The 19220-nt window shown below is 58.5% G+C and carries 16 protein-coding genes, 5 tRNA genes and 1 pseudogene; 7 read left to right on the plus strand and 15 right to left on the minus strand.

The annotated features are described in order from the left end of the window. Positions 1-27: 27 nt before the first annotated feature. The 7 genes from CYD26_RS22370 to gltX all read right to left on the minus strand — a co-directional run bounded on the left by CYD26_RS22370 (position 28) and on the right by gltX (position 3796). Positions 28-861 carry an alpha/beta hydrolase gene (locus tag CYD26_RS22370; RefSeq protein WP_102053700.1) on the minus strand — a complete coding sequence of 278 codons (834 nt, stop codon included), beginning with the start codon at positions 859-861 and terminating at the stop codon, positions 28-30. Positions 862-882: 21 nt separating this feature from the next. Then, the gene (locus CYD26_RS22375) at positions 883-1422 is read right to left on the minus strand and encodes a TetR/AcrR family transcriptional regulator (RefSeq protein WP_099775449.1); all 540 of its coding nucleotides are present in this window, start codon (positions 1420-1422) and stop codon (positions 883-885) included. Positions 1423-1587: 165 nt separating this feature from the next. After that, a tRNA-Glu gene (locus CYD26_RS22380) sits at positions 1588-1663 on the minus strand. A gap of 44 nt (positions 1664-1707) precedes the next feature. Beyond that, positions 1708-1783 (minus strand) — tRNA-Ala (locus CYD26_RS22385). A 54-nt stretch (positions 1784-1837) separates the two neighbouring features. Beyond that, positions 1838-1913: transfer RNA gene (locus CYD26_RS22390), tRNA-Glu, on the minus strand. 75 nt (positions 1914-1988) lie between these two features. Then, positions 1989-2064 (minus strand) — tRNA-Ala (locus CYD26_RS22395). A gap of 250 nt (positions 2065-2314) precedes the next feature. Next, a complete protein-coding gene (gene gltX, locus CYD26_RS22400; protein ID WP_102053701.1) occupies positions 2315-3796 on the minus strand; it encodes a glutamate--tRNA ligase in 1482 nt (493 codons plus the stop codon). 144 nt (positions 3797-3940) lie between these two features. On the opposite strand from gltX, the gene CYD26_RS22405 reads away from it, so the two are divergent. Together CYD26_RS22405 and CYD26_RS22410 are read left to right on the plus strand one after the other, a co-directional pair. Beyond that, entirely contained in the window at positions 3941-4996 is a 1056-nt protein-coding gene (locus CYD26_RS22405) for an HlyD family secretion protein (RefSeq protein WP_102053702.1), read from the plus strand. Continuing rightward, positions 4986-6536, plus strand: a complete 1551-nt coding sequence (locus tag CYD26_RS22410; RefSeq protein ID WP_065761487.1) for an MDR family MFS transporter — start codon at positions 4986-4988, stop codon at positions 6534-6536. Before CYD26_RS22405 ends, CYD26_RS22410 begins: the two co-directional genes overlap by 11 nt. 9 nt (positions 6537-6545) lie before the next feature. On the opposite strand, the gene uvrB is transcribed toward CYD26_RS22410, so the two are convergent. Continuing rightward, on the minus strand, positions 6546-8561 hold the full coding sequence (gene uvrB / locus CYD26_RS22415; RefSeq protein ID WP_065761486.1) for an excinuclease ABC subunit UvrB: 2016 nt from the start codon (positions 8559-8561) through the stop codon (positions 6546-6548). A gap of 293 nt (positions 8562-8854) precedes the next feature. Between uvrB and CYD26_RS22420 the strand changes: the two genes are divergently transcribed. Continuing rightward, positions 8855-10051 carry an amino acid aminotransferase gene (locus tag CYD26_RS22420; protein WP_065761485.1) on the plus strand — a complete coding sequence of 399 codons (1197 nt, stop codon included), beginning with the start codon at positions 8855-8857 and terminating at the stop codon, positions 10049-10051. Positions 10052-10123: 72 nt separating this feature from the next. Further along, positions 10124-10199: transfer RNA gene (locus CYD26_RS22425), tRNA-Asn, on the plus strand. Positions 10200-10300: 101 nt separating this feature from the next. Here CYD26_RS22425 and CYD26_RS22430 read toward each other — a convergent pair. From CYD26_RS22430 to CYD26_RS22445, 4 genes are all read right to left on the minus strand, one after another. Next, a complete protein-coding gene (locus tag CYD26_RS22430) occupies positions 10301-10861 on the minus strand; it encodes a DUF1285 domain-containing protein (RefSeq protein WP_099775453.1) in 561 nt (186 codons plus the stop codon). A 10-nt stretch (positions 10862-10871) separates the two neighbouring features. Next, entirely contained in the window at positions 10872-11474 is a 603-nt protein-coding gene (locus CYD26_RS22435) for a DUF4823 domain-containing protein (RefSeq protein WP_065761483.1), read from the minus strand. A gap of 80 nt (positions 11475-11554) precedes the next feature. Beyond that, complete coding sequence (locus CYD26_RS22440; protein ID WP_102053708.1) at positions 11555-12523, minus strand: GTP 3',8-cyclase MoaA; 969 nt, start codon at positions 12521-12523, stop codon at positions 11555-11557. 126 nt (positions 12524-12649) lie between these two features. Beyond that, positions 12650-13288 carry a TetR/AcrR family transcriptional regulator gene (locus CYD26_RS22445; protein ID WP_065761482.1) on the minus strand — a complete coding sequence of 213 codons (639 nt, stop codon included), beginning with the start codon at positions 13286-13288 and terminating at the stop codon, positions 12650-12652. Positions 13289-13360: 72 nt separating this feature from the next. Between CYD26_RS22445 and CYD26_RS22450 the strand changes: the two genes are divergently transcribed. Then, the gene (locus CYD26_RS22450) at positions 13361-14494 is read left to right on the plus strand and encodes an aminotransferase class V-fold PLP-dependent enzyme (RefSeq protein ID WP_102053703.1); all 1134 of its coding nucleotides are present in this window, start codon (positions 13361-13363) and stop codon (positions 14492-14494) included. Positions 14495-14714: 220 nt separating this feature from the next. On the opposite strand, the gene CYD26_RS22455 is transcribed toward CYD26_RS22450, so the two are convergent. The 3 genes and pseudogenes from CYD26_RS22455 to CYD26_RS22465 all read right to left on the minus strand — a co-directional run. Then, on the minus strand, positions 14715-15503 hold the full coding sequence (locus tag CYD26_RS22455; protein ID WP_065761318.1) for a TatD family hydrolase: 789 nt from the start codon (positions 15501-15503) through the stop codon (positions 14715-14717). 36 nt (positions 15504-15539) lie between these two features. After that, entirely contained in the window at positions 15540-16526 is a 987-nt protein-coding gene (locus CYD26_RS22460) for a DNA polymerase III subunit delta' (protein ID WP_102053704.1), read from the minus strand. Then, positions 16519-16869, minus strand: a pseudogene (locus tag CYD26_RS22465) (dTMP kinase); the annotation flags it as partial. The gene CYD26_RS22460 and the pseudogene CYD26_RS22465, both read right to left, overlap by 8 nt. A 105-nt stretch (positions 16870-16974) precedes the next feature. On the opposite strand from CYD26_RS22465, the gene CYD26_RS22470 reads away from it, so the two are divergent. After that, positions 16975-17799: a deoxynucleotide monophosphate kinase gene (locus tag CYD26_RS22470; protein WP_256588061.1), complete on the plus strand. Its 825-nt coding sequence runs from the start codon at positions 16975-16977 to the stop codon at positions 17797-17799. A gap of 39 nt (positions 17800-17838) precedes the next feature. Further along, a complete protein-coding gene (locus tag CYD26_RS22475; protein WP_102053707.1) occupies positions 17839-19155 on the plus strand; it encodes a hypothetical protein in 1317 nt (438 codons plus the stop codon). Positions 19156-19220: the final 65 nt, after the last annotated feature.

Raw genomic sequence — 19220 nt, forward strand, 5'->3', positions numbered from 1 at the left:
GGTAGACCGACAGAGTGTAACGGATGCTCAGGCCGATTGGCGCGCCGCCAAGGTAATGCGCTCAAGCAATGCCAATACCGCCTCGATGAACTGAGGTGCGGACAACACCCGTTGATGCCCACCCTCAGGCAACAGCAACAAGCGACTGTCAAACCAGGCGTCATGAATGACCTGTGCTTCACTGGGCGAAATCCGCTCGTCGTTCTGCGCATGCACGATCAACCCCGGCAGCTCGAGCTGATAGCCGTTAACGTCAAGCCGTGACACCTGCACACCGACGTCCCGCTCAACCTGCCGAATGAACGCGGCTCGCGCCCGCGACGGCATGCCCAGATGCTGGGCAAAACCACGCAGCACCTCAAGCAGACGCGCCGGGGCTGCCACACTCACCGCGGCGTCAGCGCGCAAGCCCCACTGCAACGCCAGCAGCACGCTGGCACCGCCCATCGAGTGTCCGATCACCGCAAGCAACGGTGGCAGTTCGGCGGCAGCTTCCAACAAAGCGCGGGCGAACAGCACCACATGCGCCTGCTGCCCTGGGGAATGGCCATGGGCCGGCCCATCCAGCGCCACCACCGTATACCCGGCCGCCACCAGCGCCTGGATCAAATGCGCGAACTGAGTGGGCCTGCCTTCCCAGCCGTGCATCAACAGTACCGCTGGCCCCTGCCCCCAACGCAGTGCTGAAAGCCCGAACCGCAGGGTTATCCGCTCGGCACTGGCCAGCAGCGGCAACTCCCAGGCCTTGGGCGGCAGGTTGCGTGGGGTCATGAAGGCCTGGCGCATCGTGCTCGCCACACGCTCAGGCACCAGCCGGCCAAGGGTACCGTTCACACCACGAATCCAGCTCAAACGGCTCATCGCTTTGCTCCTGTTACACGATCAGATCACCGCCGACTTGGCGGCACGCAGGACACGGTCAGACAGCTCATCGGTACCAAGCGCACGCGCCAATGCCAGACCACCCACCATCAAGGCCAGATCAGCCAGGACCTTGTCGGCGTCCTCAGGACGATCGGCCAGTTGAACCATCATCAGCTCGATGTGCTCGGCCAGGACCTGACGGAAGCTGTCGGGCAAGCGCGTCATTTCGCTCAAGGAAGTGGGCAGCGGGCATGCATGCTCGGTCGCATCTCGGTGCTTACGTGACAGGTAGAATGCCGCCACCAGGGCCCGACGGCCTTCACCATCAAGTGCCGGATCGACCTGTGCCAGCAAGGATCGACGCTCGCCCAACAACTGGCGAAAGGCCTCGAGCATCAACGCATCCTTGCTTTCGAAATGAGCATAAAAACCACCGACGGTAAGCCCAGCCGCCCCCATCACCTGGTTGACGCTAGGCTCTACCGGACCGTGCTGAATCAACGCACTGCAAGCGGCGTCGAGAATCCGATCGCGGGTCTTGGCCTTCTTGTCGTTCATGGCACACCTCAAAATATTATGATCGAAATATTATATACATAATATTTTTTGGCAAGCAAAAAAGCCCGCCGCTCATCGCGCCAGGCTTAAAACTTTTTTCGGAACAAAAACAAAAGGCTCATTCAATAATCGAATGAGCCTTGAAATCCCGCAAAGCGGGTAAATTGGCGTCCCCTAGGGGACTCGAACCCCTGTTACCGCCGTGAAAGGGCGGTGTCCTAGGCCACTAGACGAAGGGGACATGTAACCTTCGTGCAGATCCGTTTTCACGAATCCTGGCAAAATTGGTGGAGCTAAGCGGGATCGAACCGCTGACCTCCTGCATGCCATGCAGGCGCTCTCCCAGCTGAGCTATAGCCCCAAGATTTTTCGCCTCGCGGCGCAGCGACCTCTTACGACATCGCTTGTGTAAAACTGGCGTCCCCTAGGGGACTCGAACCCCTGTTACCGCCGTGAAAGGGCGGTGTCCTAGGCCACTAGACGAAGGGGACGCAACCCTTCTACCAATCGATCAGACTTCATCCTGATCGTATTCGCAGTTATACAACAACTACGAATCTGGAAATTGGTGGAGCTAAGCGGGATCGAACCGCTGACCTCCTGCATGCCATGCAGGCGCTCTCCCAGCTGAGCTATAGCCCCACAAGTCGCTTTGAACTGAATCGCTGGGCTGGGTGCTTCGCGCTTCGTTTCGTTCATCGCTGTGGACGGGGCGCATATTAAGATCGGATCAAAGACCTGTCAAATAAATTTTCAACAAAATCCAAAGTTTTTTTCCGAGATAACAAACACTTACCGCCCTCACCGGGAAAACACCCGGTAATTCAGGGGTGTACGCCCCCGTGAGGCCGGGGTTGCCGGCGCCACAGGGGCGTTATGCAAGGCAGCACGCTTACGCGATGGACGCGAACAGCTTCTCCCACTCCTTGTTTTCTTTCTTCGACACACCACCCAGCAGGTCCAGCGCCTGGCGCAAGCGGTAGCGGGTCAGGTCCGGGCCAAGGATTTCCATGGCGTCGAGCACCGAGACCGAACTGGCCTGACCGGTAATCGCGGCAAACATCAGCGGCATGGCATCGCGCAGCTTAAGCGACAACGCCTCGACCACGGACTGAATGCAGCCGGTGATGCGATCCTTTTCCCACTGACGCAGGCTTTCCAGTTTCCACAGGATCAACTGCATCAGTTGACGAACCTGATCAGCGGACAGTTTCTTGTGCTCGAACAGCGTCGCATCGAGCTTCAGGCCACCTTCAAAGAAGAACCCGCCCAGTGGCGCGATCTGGCTGAAGGTTTCCACCCTGCCCTGCACGTGCGGTGCGATCTTCATCATGTAATCGCTATTGAAGGCCCACTGCTGAACGCGAGCAGCAAACTCCTCGACCGGCAGATCGCGCAACCACTGACCGTTGAGCCAGGACAGCTTCTCGATATCGAAGATCGGCCCACCCAGGGAAACCCGCGACAGATCGAAATGCTCGACCATCTCGGCCAGGGAGAACTTCTCACGCTCGTCCGGCATCGACCAGCCCATGCGCCCCAGGTAGTTGAGCATGGCCTCGGGCATGAAGCCCATACGCTCGTAGAACGTCACCGAGGTCGGGTTCTTGCGCTTGGACAGCTTGCTCTTGTCCGGGTTACGCAGCAGCGGCATGTAGCACAGCACCGGCTGCTCCCAGCCGAAGTACTCATAGAGCTTGATCAGCTTCGGTGCCGAGGGCAGCCACTCTTCACCGCGCAAGACGTGGGTGATGCCCATCAGGTGGTCATCGACGACGTTGGCCAGGAAGTAGGTCGGCAGGCCATCGGTCTTCATCAAGACCTGCATGTCCATACGGTCCCACGGGATTTCGACGTCGCCACGGAGCATGTCCGGCACCACGCAGACACCTTCGGTCGGTACCTTCATGCGGATAACGTGAGGCTCGCCCGCGGCCAGACGGCGCTGTACTTCCTCAGGCGAGAGCAGCAAGGCGCGACCGTCATAACGCGGCGTCTCGCCACGCGCGATCTGCTCGGCACGCATCTGGTCCAGTTCTTCGGCGGTACAGAAGCACGGGAAGGCGTGCCCCATGTCGACCAGCTGTTGAGCGTACTGCTTGTAGATATCGCCACGCTCACTCTGCCGGTAAGGGCCGTGCGGGCCACCGACGTCCGGCCCCTCGCTCCACTCGATACCGAGCCAGCGCAGGGCGTCGAAGATCTGCTGCTCGGACTCACGGGTCGATCGCAGTTGGTCGGTATCTTCGATACGCAGGATGAACTCACCGCCGTGCTGCTTGGCAAAGCAGTAGTTGAACAGGGCGATGTAAGCGGTGCCGACATGGGGATCGCCAGTCGGCGATGGCGCGATTCGCGTGCGAACGGTGGTCATTGAGAGTCTCGAACAAGAGATGAAACAAAGGCTGGATGTTAACAGGGAGCGGGCACTCGGCTCCAGCAATGGGCGCGATCGTCACTTGTGCCAGCGGATCCAAACGCTGTTAAATCTGCTTACATTTTTAGAACGATCGTACCCATGCCTGCCCAACTCAAACGTCGCCTGCTGATTTTCTTCACGCTGGCTCTGCTCATCGCCCTCGCCTTCCTGGCGCACTGGTACCTCAAGGGACGCTTCTACGAAACCACCGACAACGCCTATGTTCAAGGTGAAATCACGCGTATTTCCAGCCAACTTGGCGCACGTATCGACGAGGTACTGGTCGAGGACAACCAACGGGTGGAGAAAGGCCAGGTACTGGTTCGCCTGGAACGTGACGACTTCAACCTGGCGGTGGAACACGCTCGCGCCAACCTCGCGACACGAGAGGCCGAGCGCTTGCAAGCCGAAAGCCGCCTGACCCAACAAGCCAGCCTGATCGCCGCAGGGCAAGCACAGGTTGCCGCCAACGAAGCCACGCTCGGGCGCACCCAATTGGACCTCAATCGGGCAGAAGCACTGCGTAAACCCGGTTTTGTCTCGGAGGAGCGCGTTACCACGCTGTCAGCGGAAAGCCATGTCGCACGTTCCCAGGTGAGCAAGGCCCAGGCTGACCTGCAGGGCCAGCGCCAACAGGTCAACGCCCTCAGTGCCGAGATCAAACGCCTCGACGCACAGATCGCCAGTGCCCGCGCCGAGCTGGCCCAGGCCGAACTGAACCTGACGCGCAGCGAAATCCATGCGCCGATCAGCGGCTTTATCGGGCAACGTGCCGCGCGCAATGGCCAATATGTGCAGGCCGGCGCCTACCTGCTGTCGATCGTTCCAGACCAGGACATCTGGGTTCAGGCCAACTTCAAGGAAACCCAGATCGGCAAGATGCAACCCGGCCAGCGCGCCGAACTGCGCTTCGACAGCTACCCGGATACGCCGATCGAGGCCCGGATCGACAGTCTGTTCGCAGCCTCTGGCGCCCAGTTCAGCCTGCTGCCACCGGACAACGCCACCGGCAACTTCACCAAGGTGGTTCAGCGCATTCCGGTGAAACTGACCTTCGCCCCAGACAACGCACTGCACGGCAAGATTCGGCCTGGCATGTCTGTCACTGCCACAGTCGACCTGCGCAGCACTGGCAACTCTGACAATGGCCGGTGACGCCTTGATCCGCCCCATCGGCGAACCGAGCCGACGGGACTGGATTGCCGTCATGAGCGCGATGCTTGGCGCGTTCATGGCGGTGCTGGACATCCAGATCACCAACGCCTCGCTCCAGGATATCCAGGGGGCGCTGTCAGCGACCCTGGAAGAAGGCTCCTGGATTTCCACCTCGTATCTGGTCGCGGAAATCATCATGATTCCGCTCACCGCGTGGCTGGTACAACTGCTTTCGGCTCGACGCCTGGCGACCTGGGTATCGCTGGGCTTTCTGGGGTCATCCTTGCTGTGTTCGATGGCCTGGAACCTGGAAAGCATGATCATCTTTCGTGCAATGCAGGGCTTCACCGGCGGCGCACTTATCCCGCTGGCCTTCAGCCTCACCCTGATCAAGCTACCGGAACACCACCGCGCCAAGGGCATGGCCATGTTTGCCATGACCGCAACCTTCGCGCCCTCCATCGGCCCGACACTGGGCGGCTGGCTGACCGAAAACTGGGGCTGGGAATACATCTTCTATATCAACATCCCGCCCGGGTTGCTAATGATTGCCGGCATGCTCTATGGCCTGGAGAAAAAGGCGTCGCACTGGGAGCTGCTAAAAAGCACCGACTACGCAGGCATCGTCAGCCTGGGTATAGGCCTGGGCTGCCTGCAGGTCTTCCTGGAGGAAGGTCACCGCAAAGACTGGCTCGAATCGAGCCTGATCGTCAGCCTGCTCAGCATCGCCACCTTCAGCCTGATTAGCTTTGTCATTCTGCAGTTTTCCAAACCCAACCCGCTGATCAACCTGCGCATCCTTGGCAACCGTAATTTTGGCCTGTGCAGTATTGCCAGCCTCGGCATGGGCTTTGGCTTGTATGGCTCGGTCTACCTGCTGCCGCTGTACCTGGCGCAAATTCAGCACTACAACGCCCTGCAGATCGGTGAAGTCATCATGTGGATGGGCATCCCCCAGCTGTTTCTGATTCCGCTGGTTCCACAATTGATGAAGGTGATTTCGCCAAAAATCCTCTGCACGCTGGGCTTTGCCCTGTTCGGCATCGCCAGCTTCAGCTCCGGGGTACTGAACCCGGACTTTGCCGGCAGTCAGTTCAACCAGATCCAGATCATCCGCGCCCTCGGCCAACCGATGATCATGGTGACCATTTCGCTGATTGCTACCGCTTACATCCTGCCTCAGGACGCGGGCTCGGCATCGAGCCTGTTCAATATCCTGCGCAACCTCGGGGGTGCCATCGGCATTGCCCTGCTGGCAACCTTGCTGGACGCCCGCACCAAGGTCTACTTCGACTATTTGCGCGAATCACTGGTGCCCAGCAATCCGCAGGTTGCCGAACGCCTGGGATTGCTCGCGGAGAAGCTGGGCAGTGAAACCGCAGCATTGGGCAAGCTCAGCGAGATCACCCATCAGCAGGCGCAAATCATGGCCTACAACGATGCGTTCCACTGGGTTGGGCTCGGGCTGGCAATCAGCATGCTGGCGGTCCTGCTGACACGTAAACTGCCAGCAGGGCTCAAGGCCGGGGAAGCACATTGACCTGTGCGGTCAGACCGTCAACAAGCGCTCACGCAAGGCCGCGATCTCGTCCCGCAATTGGGCCGCGGCCTCGAACTCCAGGTCTCGGGCCAACTGGTACATTTTCTCTTCCAGCTGCTTGATGCGCTTGGTGATCTCGGCCGGTGAACGCAGTTCGGCTTCGTAACGCGCACTCTCCTCTGCCGCCTTGGCCATGCCTTTGCGTTTCTTGCTGCGCGAACCGGGGACAGTGGCCCCTTCCATGATATCGGTGATGTCCTTGACCACGCCCTTGGGCACGATGCCATTGGCCAGGTTAAAGGCCACCTGCTTCTCCCGACGGCGCTCGGTTTCATCGATGGCGCGCTGCATCGAACCGGTCATACGGTCGGCATAGAGAATCGCCCGGCCATTGAGGTTCCGCGCAGCCCGGCCAATGGTCTGAATCAGCGAGCGTTCCGAACGCAGAAAACCTTCCTTGTCGGCATCGAGAATGGCCACCAGCGACACTTCCGGCATATCCAGGCCTTCGCGCAACAGGTTGATGCCTACCAGGACATCGAAGGTTCCAAGGCGCAGGTCGCGGATAATCTCGACCCGCTCGACCGTGTCGATGTCCGAGTGCAGGTAACGCACCCGAACATCATGATCAGCAAGGTAGTCGGTCAGGTCTTCAGCCATGCGCTTGGTCAGGGTGGTCACCAGCACTCGCTCCTCGACCGCGACACGCTTGCGGATCTCCGAAAGCAGATCGTCCACCTGCGTGGTTGCCGGACGTATCTCGACCTGCGGATCGACCAGCCCTGTCGGCCGCACCACTTGCTCAACCACCCGCCCCGCATGCTCGGCCTCGTAAGGCCCCGGGGTTGCCGAGACAAAAATGGTCTGGGGGCTGACGCTCTCCCATTCATCGAAACGCATCGGTCGGTTATCCAGCGCCGACGGCAAGCGAAAACCGTACTCGACCAGGGTTTCCTTGCGCGAACGGTCGCCTTTGTACATGGCGCCAACCTGAGGAACACTGACGTGGGATTCGTCGATGACCAGCAAGGCGTCATCGGGCAGGTAGTCGTACAAGGTCGGCGGCGGCGCACCGGCAGGACGTCCCGAGAGGTAGCGCGAGTAGTTTTCGATACCGTTGCAGTAGCCCAGCTCGAGGATCATCTCCAGGTCGAAACGGGTACGCTGCTCAAGACGCTGCGCCTCGACCAGCTTGTTCGCCTTGTGCAGGTACTCCAGACGCTCCTTGAGCTCCTCCTTGATGCCCTCCACCGCCTCCAGCAGGGTTTCACGCGGAGTGACGTAGTGACTCTTGGGGTAAAAGGTGAAGCGCGGCAGCTTGCGAATCACTTCGCCAGTCAAGGGATCAAACGCGGCAATGTTCTCCACTTCGTCATCGAACAACTCGATGCGAATGGCCTCCAGGTCCGATTCGGCCGGAAACACATCGATCACATCGCCGCGCACGCGAAAGGTGGCACGGGCAAAATCCATTTCATTGCGGGTGTACTGCAGGTCGGCCAGACGACGCAGCAAGGCACGCTGGTCGAGCTTGTCGCCACGGTCCACGTGCAGCACCATTTTCAGGTAGGTCTCCGGGCTGCCCAGACCGTAGATGCAGGACACGGTGGTCACGATGATCGCGTCGCGTCGCTCCAGCAACGCCTTGGTCGCCGACAGGCGCATCTGCTCGATATGGTCGTTGATCGACGCATCTTTCTCGATGAAGGTGTCAGACGACGGTACATAGGCCTCAGGCTGGTAGTAGTCGTAGTACGAAACGAAGTACTCCACGGCGTTGTTCGGGAAAAACGCCTTGAATTCGCCGTACAACTGCGCTGCAAGGGTCTTGTTCGGCGCCAGTACCAATGTTGGCCGCTGAACCTGAGCGATGACGTTGGCAATGCTGAACGTCTTGCCAGAGCCGGTCACACCGAGCAGGGTCTGATGTGCAAGCCCGGCCTCGATACCTTCGACCATCAGGCGGATGGCTTCTGGCTGATCACCAGCTGGCTGGAAACGGGTGACGAGTTGAAACTCGGACATGACAAACCCCTGAAATGTACGGATACAGGCAACTGTATTTATAGACAGTATTTATACCGAATGAAGGGCACCTGACGCCAGTTTCAACCTGACATGCGGTGCTTTTCCTGCATTCAACCCGGTAAATCGACTAACGGTAAAAAAATAATCGGCCAAACAGCAGGAAAAGCTGCGTCAGGCTGTCGCCGTGACCGATGGGTATCACTATACTGACTCCCCGTTTATGCACCGCTCTAGTGCATCCGACTGGAGCGTGCGACCTCTTTCACCCTCCATTCAGAGCCAAGGTAATAATGAGCCTGTTTTCCGCTGTCGAGCTGGCACCACGCGATCCCATTCTGGGCCTCAACGAAGCATTCAACGCCGATACCCGCACCAACAAGGTCAACTTGGGTGTAGGGGTCTACTGCAACGAAGAGGGGCGCATTCCACTGCTGCGCGCGGTCATCGAAGCCGAAACCCAACGCGCAGCCCTGCACGCCTCCCGCGGCTACCTGCCAATCGACGGCATTGTTGCCTACGATCAGGCGGTACAGAAGCTGCTGTTCGGTGCCGAGTCGCCACTGCTGGCCGCTGGCCGCGTGATCACCACCCAGGCCGTCGGTGGTACCGGCGCACTGAAGATTGGTGCCGACTTCCTCAAGCAACTGTCGCCAAACGCTGTCGTCGCCATCAGTGACCCAAGCTGGGAAAACCACCGCGCGCTGTTTGAAGCCGCTGGTTTCCCGGTACAGAACTACCGTTACTACGATGCCGCCACCAATGACGTAAACCGCGCCGGCATGCTGGAAGACCTGAACGCCCTGCCGTCGGGTTCCATCATCGTCCTGCACGCCTGCTGCCACAACCCGACTGGCGTCGACCTGAGCCCAGAAGACTGGAAAAACGTCCTGGAGGTCATCAAGGCCAAAGGTCACGTGCCATTCCTCGACATGGCCTACCAGGGCTTTGGCGACGGCATCACCGAAGACGCCGCTGCTGTGCGCCTGTTCGCTGAATCGGGCCTGAGCTTCTTCGTTTCCAGCTCGTTCTCCAAGTCGTTCTCGCTGTACGGTGAGCGCGTTGGCGCACTGTCCATCGTGACCGAGTCGAAGGAAGAAAGCGCGCGGGTACTGTCGCAGGTCAAACGCGTTATTCGCACCAACTACTCCAACCCACCGACTCACGGTGCAAGCATCGTCGCCGCCGTGCTCAACAGCCCGGAACTGCGTGCCATGTGGGAAGCCGAGCTGGGTGAAATGCGCCAGCGCATCCACGGCATGCGCAAGCAGATGGTCGAACTGCTGGCCGAGTACGGCGCCAAGCGCGACTTCAGCTTCGTCGGTCGCCAGCGCGGGATGTTCTCCTACTCCGGCCTGACAGTTGAGCAGGTTGCCCGCCTGAAGAGCGAATTCGGTATCTATGCCCTGGATACCGGCCGCATTTGCGTCGCCACGCTGAACCAGAGCAACATTCACGTGGTGACCAAGGCAATCGTCGAGGTGTTGTAAGCTGTTTTTTGCCAAGGGGAAGTTAGCAAAAGCTTGACTTCCCCTTAGCAATCAGTAAGATACGCCACAGATTCCGCGATAGCTCAGTCGGTAGAGCAAATGACTGTTAATCATTGGGTCCCTGGTTCGAGTCCAGGTCGCGGAGCCAAACATATGAAAAACCTCCAGTTGCGCAAGCACTGGAGGTTTTTTTCGTTTCAGCACACTGACAATCCATACTGACAATCAATGTGCTGAACGACCGCGCTATCAGGTTCGACCGATCGGGAAGAAACGCCCCCCACTCCACACACCCAGCCAGTCTTCCTCATCAATCCGCCGATGCACCGCCAGCTCCACCAACTGGTAGAACACATTGCGGTGGATAAGCGCTTCAAGGTTGCTGCGCATGTGTACGTAGGGCGAAGGCTCCTGCGTTAGCGGGTCAATTTCAAAACGCAATGGGTGCTCAGCACCGGCATCGACCTGCTCGTCGACGTTGCTGGTAAAGCGCAGCAGTTGCTGCTCGCCACTCCCCTGCACCTCCAGGCTGACAGCAACGAAAGGCGCATCGTCAACCTTGATACCTACCTTTTCTACCGGCGTAATCAGGAAGTAGTCATCGCCATCTCGACGGATGATGGTCGAGAACAACCGAACCATCGGCTTGCGACCGATCGGGGTACCCATGTAGTACCAGGTGCCATCACGGGCGATACGCATGTCGATATCGCCACAGAAGTCCGGATTCCACAGATGCACCGGTGGCAGCCCCTTTTCTGTTTTGGGGATCTGCGCCAATAAATCGTTAGCCTTGCCGGTACCGTCCATCATCCCTTCCTCAAAGACTCATGCCCAACAGGCTGCGAGCGTAGTCTTCCAGCGGCTGGGCAAGCAAATCTTCCGGTTTATTGTCGTGGAACGTCAGCAAACCGCCACGACTCTTGATCCGAGCCGTATCGATCAAGTAGCGGGTATTGGTTTCGATCAACATCAACTGAATCACACCGGTGTCGATCCCCAGACGATCGACCGCCTGCTGGTCATACCATTCGTCGCCATTGCCAATACGGTCATCGGCCTTGGCAAAGCGTGCATACAACAGGTAATGCGCCCCCACTGACCGCGCCTCATTCAACGCGTCTTCGAGCCCCAACGGCCCCTGAGCACGACGCACCATCGGGAAGTACTCAATGAACCCCTTGAACGCCTCTTCAGCCACAACGTTAGGGCGCGGGTAAGCGCCGCCAGGCGGTACGAACGCCCCCTGACCGATATAGATAAACGAGTCGGGTTGCAGCCGCAATGACATCGAGCGCCGAGTCTCACTGTGGTCGAGCAAGCCGGCATCGCTCAAATGGTAACGGGCACCCTCGCCCATATCGCTGACATTCATGCAGCCGCTCAGCGCCGTCAGCGCCAGCAGCACAACCAGGCTACGCATCTTTCCTCCAATGGCCGGCGACGGAAAACCGGCGAATAGTCGGCAGATGCAGATTTTGCGCCAGCTCCCGAAGGACCGGGTTAACCGCCGATGATTTTCATCACTGTTGCACCACCGGAGAAGGCCACCGACTGCTTGTCAGCCAATGCCTTGACCAGCAAGCCCTGCAACGCGGGAAGCGCCTGGTGGCGCGGCTTGTCCAGAAGATCACCGACATAGTGACGATTGCTGGAAGAGAGGCAGCCATGCAACCAGCCTGTGGACGACAACCGCAAACGCGAGCAGGTACGACAAAACGGCACGCTTTCATTGGCAATCACACCAAAGAAGCCCTGGCCGGGAATGCAGTAGCGCAAGGCGGTCGCATCGACCGGCGCATCGGCCTGCAAGTACTCGTAACGCTCACCAATTACCTGCAGCAACTGCTGCAGGCCAACAAACTGCTGCAAGAAGGCATTACTGTCGCGCGCCAGATGCCCCATGCGCATCAACTCGATGAAGCGAAGCTCATAGCCGTGCTCCAGGCAGTAATCCAGCAGCGGTAGCACCTGATCAAGGTTCTGCCCGTTCAGCGGCACCATATTGACCTTGATCTTCATTCCCGCAGCGCTGGCTTGACGCATGCCGTCGAGCACAGTGGCCAGGTCGCCGCCACGCGCGATGCTGCGAAAGGCTTCGGCATTCAGGGTATCGAGGGAGACGTTAAGCCGCGCAATTCCGGCCTCTATCAGCAACGGCAGCTTGCGCGCCAGCAATTGGCCGTTGGTGGTCAGGCTGATTTCATCCAGGCCGAAACCGGCAACGGCCTTGAGAAAGGCTTCAAGTTTCGGGCTGACCAGCGGTTCCCCGCCCGTGATGCGCAGGCGCTCGATACCGGCCGCCTCGATCAGGTAGGCAACACCACGCGCCATTGCCTCAGCCGACAGCTCATCCTGAGCCGCGACCAGCCGCTTGCCGTCCGGCACACAATAGGTGCAGGCGTAGTTGCAGGCGGCAGTAAGGCTGACACGCAAATTGCGAAAGCGTCTGCCTTGATGATCGACGATCATGATGACTCCGGCACGAATGAAGTTGGCTTGCAAAACCTGACTCAAAAATCAGGTATTTGCAAGCCTCATCCTCGAGTATATTCCCGAGTGACTCACGCCAGTAGCACTAAAGCTCTGCCGAGCGGCTCAGTTACCGGAGGCTTCGGGGTCACGCTTGCGCTTGTTGCCCATACGCACACCGATATCCATCAGGAACTGGAAAAAGCCTTCCTGATCTTCCAGCACATTGCTCCAGAACGGCGAGTGATAGAGCGCTACGGCACCATGCACCAACGCCCAGGCGGCACAGTAATGGAAGTATGGCGGGACATCCTCAAGCTTGCCTTCACTGATGCGCCCTTTGATCAACAGGGTCAGACGGTCGAAGTTGGATGCGCGGATCTTGTGTAGCTCCTCGACCATCTCCGGCACCTGATTGCCCTTGACCACCTTTTCTTCCAGGCGGTCGAACAACCGGTAGCGCTGCGGATCACGCATCCGGAATTCGAAATAGGCACGCGACAGGGCTTCCTTATCGCGGTCGACGTCGGCAGAGTGCAGCAATTGGTTCAAATCGCGCTCATAGTCGAGCATCAGGCGCAGGTAGATCTCCGCCTTGGACTTGAAGTGCTTGTAGATCGTGCCTTTGCCGATACCGACAGCATCAGCGATCATCTCGACGGTGACACTGTCTTCACCCTGTTCGAGAAACAGCTTGAGCGCGGTGTCGAGAATCTCTTGCTCACGGCGACGAAACTCACGGACCTTACGAGGTTCTTTCTGCATAAGAAGGACTGGATCAAAATCGAAGCCAGGTATTATGCCTAACTTGCGCCAAAATGCACGGATCATCCAACCATGTCTATGTTTCATGATGAGTTCCCACACGCTGACGGCCTCCGCTATCTGAACCATGCCGCCGTCGCCCCTTGGCCAAAACGCGCGAGCGAGGCGGTCTCACGCTTCGCCAACGAGAACGTTTTGATCGGCGCCCGCGACTATCCAGACTGGATGGCCATGGAGCAGAGACTTCGCGAACGGCTCAAGCGCCTGACGAACGCACCGTCGACGGATGATATCGCGCTGGTCAAAAACACCTCGGAAGCACTGTCGTTCGTCGCCTTCGGCCTCGACTGGCAGGCTGGCGATCAAATCGTCATCAGCGATGAGGAGTTCCCTTCCAATCGGGTGGTCTGGGAGGCGCTGGCCAACCAAGGCGTGAAGGTCCGACAAGTCAGCCTCAAGGGCCACGACCCGGAAGGCGACCTGCTGGAGGCCTGTGATGCGCGCACGCGGCTACTGGCAATCAGTGCCGTGCAGTTCGCCAGCGGGCTTCGCCTGGACCTTACGCGCCTGGGGCGCGGCTGCCGCGAGCGCAACGTGCTGTTCTGCATCGATGCCATTCAGCAACTGGGCGCCCTGCCCTTTGATGTCCAGGCCTATGACTGCGACTTTGCCATGGCTGACGGCCACAAGTGGATGCTCGGCCCGGAGGGGCTCGGGGTGTTCTACTGCCGCGCCGAAATTCGGCCACAGCTGGAGCTCAGCGAGTATGGCTGGCATATGCTTGAACATATGGGTGATTACAACCGTACCACCTGGGAACCGGCGCGCAGTGCACGGCGCTTTGAATGTGGCAGCCCGAACATGCTCGGTGCTGTGGCCCTGGAGGCCAGCCTGTCGTTGCTGGAAGAAGTGGGCATGGAGCGCGTGGCCAGCGCCATCGAAGAACGCGTGCAATGGCTGAGCAATGGGCTTGCCGCCATCCCCGGCGTGCGCCTGCACAGCCCACTGGAGCCCTCCCGCCGCGCCGGGATTGTTTCGTTCAGCATCGATGGCCAGGAACATGCGCAGGTGTACCAGTCACTCAAAGCCGAACAGGTCGCCTGCATACCGCGAGGACCGGGTATACGCTTTTCCCCACATTTTTACACAGATAAGCGCGTGATCGACGAAACACTGGCCTTGGTAAGCCGGCTTGCAGAGCAATGAGTGCTCAACAACCCCACGCGTATTCCAAATTTGTTTAAAAATCGACCAACCTGCAGTGGAATAGCGCCAATCCTGACCAATACTTGAACTGTTAGCGCGGCATACCCCCCCCCAAGTGTCGCGCTGATAAAGGTGCGAAAGGATTGAGTACCTTTGTTTTACTCCTAATGGTCTTAACCCGGATTCACCCCCCAGAACCCGGGTTTTTTTTGCCTGCGATTCAGTGCTTGGCGACACGCGCCAATGGAAACAGGCGCTTGAAGTTAGCTGTAGTCTGCTCGGCAAGCCGCTCGTAGGTTTCCCCACGCAGCATGGCAACGAACTCCGCCACTTCCCGCACATACTGCGGCAGGTTTGGCTTGCCGCGGTATGGAATCGGCGCAAGGTACGGCGAGTCGGTTTCCACCAGCAGGCGATCGACCGGCACCTGGCGTGCGACATCGCGCAAGGCATCCGCATTACGGAAGGTGACGATGCCGGAAAGGGAAATGTAGAAACCCAGGTCCAACGCAGCCTTGGCCATGTCCCAGTCCTCGGTAAAGCAATGCAGCACGCCAGCCTGCGGCAATGCAGCTTCACGCAGCAGTGCCAGGGTATCAGCGCGCGCCGCACGGGTATGCACGATCACCGGCTTGCCGGTGATACGCGCGGCATCCAGGTGCAGGCGAAAAGAGTCCTGCTGCAGCTCGGCAGCTTCAGGCTCGTAGTGATAATCCAGGCCGGTCTCACCGATCGCCACGACATGGGGGTGATTCAGCTCCTGCAGCAACCAGTCCAGGGCCGGCTCGGCACCGGGTGCCAGGTCTAGTGGGTGAACCCCTACCGAACAGTCGACATCACCGTAGCGCTCAGTGACTGCCTTCACCGCTGCGGCATTCTCCGCACTGACGCCAATGCACAGAAAGTGCCCAACCCCCCTCGCCCTGGCAGCATCCAGGGCAGCATCCAGAGAGCCCTGGCAGGCGGTAAGGTCGAGACGGTCGAGGTGGCAATGGGAATCTACAAGCATGAGGTCTTTACACAGAAGTAATTGAAAAATCGGCGCTCAGCGCTGAGCCGTAAGCATCGCCCATGAGGCCAGCAAGGACTCGAGCAGCAACACGCGGTTAAGATTGGCTTTGGCCAGCACCTTCTGGCGCTGGGCAAGAATCCAGTCCTGAATTTCCAGCACCTTGCTCTGGCTGCTTTTTTGCGCAAGGTACTGCACCACCTTGCGCATGTCAGCGAGGCCAAGCCCCTCCTCATCCTGGGTCAACTGGTAGCGCAGGACCAGGTTGGACCAGTCGCAAAACCAGTCGAACAGCAACAACAGCGGCACCGCGCTCCAGGCCTCGGCAAGCTGGCTGGGCGACGACTGTTGCTTGAGCAACTTCTTCACCCCGTCGACCACCAGCGCACGCTGCTCGCGCACGCCCTGTGCCTGCAAGCCGACAGCCGCAAGCGGCGAGCCCGCAGCCAAGGTCAACAACTCCAGGCGCTCTTGCTCGTCACTGTCGGGCAACGCCTTGCCGAGCCAGGCCAGGCTCTGCTCGAAACCCGGCAATGGGCAAGCTTGCTGCAGGCAGCGGCTCTTGATGGTCGGCAGCAGCCGGCTGGGCTGGTGGCTCACCAACAACAACACGGTATCGCCGGACGGCTCCTCAAGGCTCTTGAGCAGGGCGTTGGCCGCATTGATGTTCATCGCTTCTACCGGCTCGATCAGCACCACCTTGCGACCACCCAACTGGGCAGTCTGGACGATGAACGACACCAGGTCACGCACCTGATCGACCTTGATCGGCTTGTCGGTATCTTCCGGCTCCAGGACATAGTTGTCCGGATGGCTGCCAGCCGCCAGCAACAGGCATGACTTGCACTCACCGCAGGCCTGCAGCCCCTTGGGACGCTGGCACAACAGCAAGGCCATCAGGCGCTCGGCCAACGCCCGCTTGCCGATGCCCTGAGGACCGTGCAGCAGGTAGGCATGAGCATGCTGCGTACGCCCTGCCAACTGTTGCCACAGCGCGTCCTGCCAAGGGTAGGCCTCAGCCACGGCAACGCTCCAGGATTTCAGGCAGCAAGGCATCAATGGCACGCTGCACCTGCTCCAGCGGCAAGGCGGCATCGATCAGGCGATAACGCGCAGGCGTGGCCTCGGCACGCGCCAGATAAGCCTGACGCACAGCCTCGAAAAACGCCTGCCCCTCCTGCTCGAAGCGGTCGAGACGGCCACGCGCGGCAGCGCGCGCCAGGCCAACCTCCACCGGCAGATCGAACACCAGGGTCAGGTCAGGGCGCAACTCACCCTGAACGAACTGCTCAAGCGTGGCAATGCGCTCTAGCGACAAGCCGCGACCGCCACCCTGATAAGCGTAGGTCGCATCTTGTTTTCGGTTTTCACCAAACGTAAACACAGTAGGGTTATAATCCTTTCTCTAAAACGTAAACGCCCTTGAAGCCCAGTAAACACAAGGGTGCGGACAGCAAACGGGGAGTACGACATGCGAACAATCATCGGCCTCGCAGCCCTAGCTCGGTCAGGTAAGGACACCGTAGCTACGATGTTGCTGAGCTACCCAGGGGTTGCTGCCTATGCGCTTGCCGATCCTCTCAAGCTTGGCTGCCAGGCGCTGTTTGGTCTCACCGAAGACGAGACATGGTGCGATGACATCAAGGAGCAGCCCATCGATCTGTGGGGCCGCTCTCCAAGAGAATTCTTCCAGACGGTTGGTACCGAATGGATGCGCAATCATAACCCAGACCACTGGCTGATCCGAGCGGAACGCGAAATCAATCCACCTGAGACGCCACAGACCGGTGCGAACAAGGCCTCACCCTCAAAGCCAAACGATACCCCGTTTACCCTAGCCGCCCGAGCCATCTTTGACTTCAGCGACGAGCAGCTTTCAGACCCAGAGCTTCTGACCAGCCAAGATCCCACCTGGGGGCTTTCACCTGCTGAAGCCATCGATCTACTCAAAGGCCATGCATACGCCTTGTACCCGGACTACGACACACGTCGCGCCAAGCGCCCTGTCGAGCAGCTGAAGCCGCGCAGCAAGATCCCTGCTGATGCTACGACCGTGATCTTCAAGGACATCCGCTTCGAAAACGAAGCCGCCTTCCTTCGTGAGCACAATGGCCTGATTTGGCACATCGTTCGCCCAAACCTTCAGAAGGTGAACGCACATTCGTCTGAGCGTGGCATTGCCCAAGTACCCGACGACCTTCTTATAACGAACGCGGGCTCCCTGGATGACCTACAGGCAGCCGTCCAGCACGCATGGCGACAGACCACAAGCAACCGACAAAGCAACACACCCTAAGAACAACAAGAACAAACAATAAAAAGAAGAAGACCAATCATGACAGCCAGTGAAAACGAAGCAGCCTTGGAAAGCGAAGCCTTTGACCCCAAAGGCGATGATCTCGGCCCAATCAATCCGCCCGAGGCCGTGATCGACGACGGTGAGTCAATTCCACGCGTCGTTTCATCAAACGATGTCGAGATTCCATGCCGCTACATGCAGAGCGAGCATTGGTGCCCAAACTCGGACTTGTGCCAAAAGCTCCACTTCGTTTTCATCAATTACGTACCAGACCGTACGCACTCCAATGGCTATCTTTTGCGCTCAGGCATCGAGCATATGCTCGATTACGTAAAAAAGCATAACGCTCTTAACCCCACGCCTCTGCACATCAAAAAATTCGTCGACCTCTCGGGCGAAGTTTTCTACGGTTACATGGAATACCTGCGGGACAAAGACATTCCGATTGCTACAGCCGAGAAGTTTAAGGCGGCCTGTAAAGCCGTCGCTGACGAAACGGGTGAGCTACCCCGCTTGCTGCTGCCGACTGTTCCGACCAATAGAAGCAAGGGAACCCCCCCGCTCTCTCGTGAAGGATTCGATAACTTCGTAAAGGCATTTCAAGGTCACTTGGCAACGCTGAACAGGAAGTTTGATTTCAGGCGGGAGGTCGAAGGCGCCCAGCCATACACTGCCGCCGAGATCTTAGATGTGGTGCGTCCCGCGCCAACGAAGCGCAGAATGTTCGAATGGCACTGCTATATAGTCACAGGCGATAGGAAAGCCAAATCCCCCCAATTTCGCGCTCGCCTCGCTAACTGCAACGATGCCGAACTTCGCTCGTTAGCCACGGATAAAGATGCTCTCAAAAAATTCCGAGACATTTACGCGCGCGACAGTTGCAACTATGTCCTCCCTGGCGAAAAAGATCCTTTTGATACTGGCGGCTTTGCGCAGTGGAGGATAGATTACGCGCGTGCAATAAAGACCTTCATCACCCACAACTACCCTTTCGGCTTCGACAAAAAAGTACTATATGATAAATATCGCCACTCCAAGACCACAGTGATTGAAGAAGGCTGCGATGACGTAATCAAAATCATCATTCATCGCCTGACAACCGCGAACCGCACTGATGGCCGTTCAGTACAGTTGCTTAACGTTGACGATGTACTCAGCCTCTATTATCCAAACATTGTGGACATGACGGCAATCCTCATGTTCATGATGTTTCAGAGCGGTTGGAACAAGGAAACAGCCCTTGCCATTGACCAAGACGATTTTGAACACATTCTGAGCAGTACCATTGAGGAGGCGCTCAAGGTCGTCTGGTCTGAGAAAAACCGCTCACAAGGCAATGGTTGTTGCCGCTGACCGAAAACTGACCCAGTAGAGGCTGTTCTGCCGACTGAAAACTGACCCAGGTGTTCAACTGCTTC

It is taken from the genome of Pseudomonas sp. FFUP_PS_473 (assembly GCF_002858665.1).
GTDB lineage: Bacteria > Pseudomonadota > Gammaproteobacteria > Pseudomonadales > Pseudomonadaceae > Aquipseudomonas > Aquipseudomonas defluvii.

Coding starts and splice junctions, on each gene's coding strand:
- CYD26_RS22440 (WP_102053708.1), bottom strand. CDS start 12,523: ATGATCGTCGATCATCAAGGCAGACGCTTTCGCAATTTGCGTGTCAGC.
- CYD26_RS22375 (WP_099775449.1), bottom strand. CDS start 1,422: ATGAACGACAAGAAGGCCAAGACCCGCGATCGGATTCTCGACGCCGCT.
- CYD26_RS22405 (WP_102053702.1), top strand. CDS start 3,941: ATGCCTGCCCAACTCAAACGTCGCCTGCTGATTTTCTTCACGCTGGCT.
- CYD26_RS22470 (WP_256588061.1), top strand. CDS start 16,975: ATGCGAACAATCATCGGCCTCGCAGCCCTAGCTCGGTCAGGTAAGGAC.
- gltX (WP_102053701.1), bottom strand. CDS start 3,796: ATGACCACCGTTCGCACGCGAATCGCGCCATCGCCGACTGGCGATCCC.
- CYD26_RS22445 (WP_065761482.1), bottom strand. CDS start 13,288: ATGCAGAAAGAACCTCGTAAGGTCCGTGAGTTTCGTCGCCGTGAGCAA.
- CYD26_RS22455 (WP_065761318.1), bottom strand. CDS start 15,503: ATGCTTGTAGATTCCCATTGCCACCTCGACCGTCTCGACCTTACCGCC.
- CYD26_RS22370 (WP_102053700.1), bottom strand. CDS start 861: ATGAGCCGTTTGAGCTGGATTCGTGGTGTGAACGGTACCCTTGGCCGG.
- CYD26_RS22430 (WP_099775453.1), bottom strand. CDS start 10,861: ATGGACGGTACCGGCAAGGCTAACGATTTATTGGCGCAGATCCCCAAA.
- CYD26_RS22410 (WP_065761487.1), top strand. CDS start 4,986: ATGGCCGGTGACGCCTTGATCCGCCCCATCGGCGAACCGAGCCGACGG.
- uvrB (WP_065761486.1), bottom strand. CDS start 8,561: ATGTCCGAGTTTCAACTCGTCACCCGTTTCCAGCCAGCTGGTGATCAG.
- CYD26_RS22450 (WP_102053703.1), top strand. CDS start 13,361: ATGTCTATGTTTCATGATGAGTTCCCACACGCTGACGGCCTCCGCTAT.
- CYD26_RS22420 (WP_065761485.1), top strand. CDS start 8,855: ATGAGCCTGTTTTCCGCTGTCGAGCTGGCACCACGCGATCCCATTCTG.
- CYD26_RS22475 (WP_102053707.1), top strand. CDS start 17,839: ATGACAGCCAGTGAAAACGAAGCAGCCTTGGAAAGCGAAGCCTTTGAC.
- CYD26_RS22435 (WP_065761483.1), bottom strand. CDS start 11,474: ATGCGTAGCCTGGTTGTGCTGCTGGCGCTGACGGCGCTGAGCGGCTGC.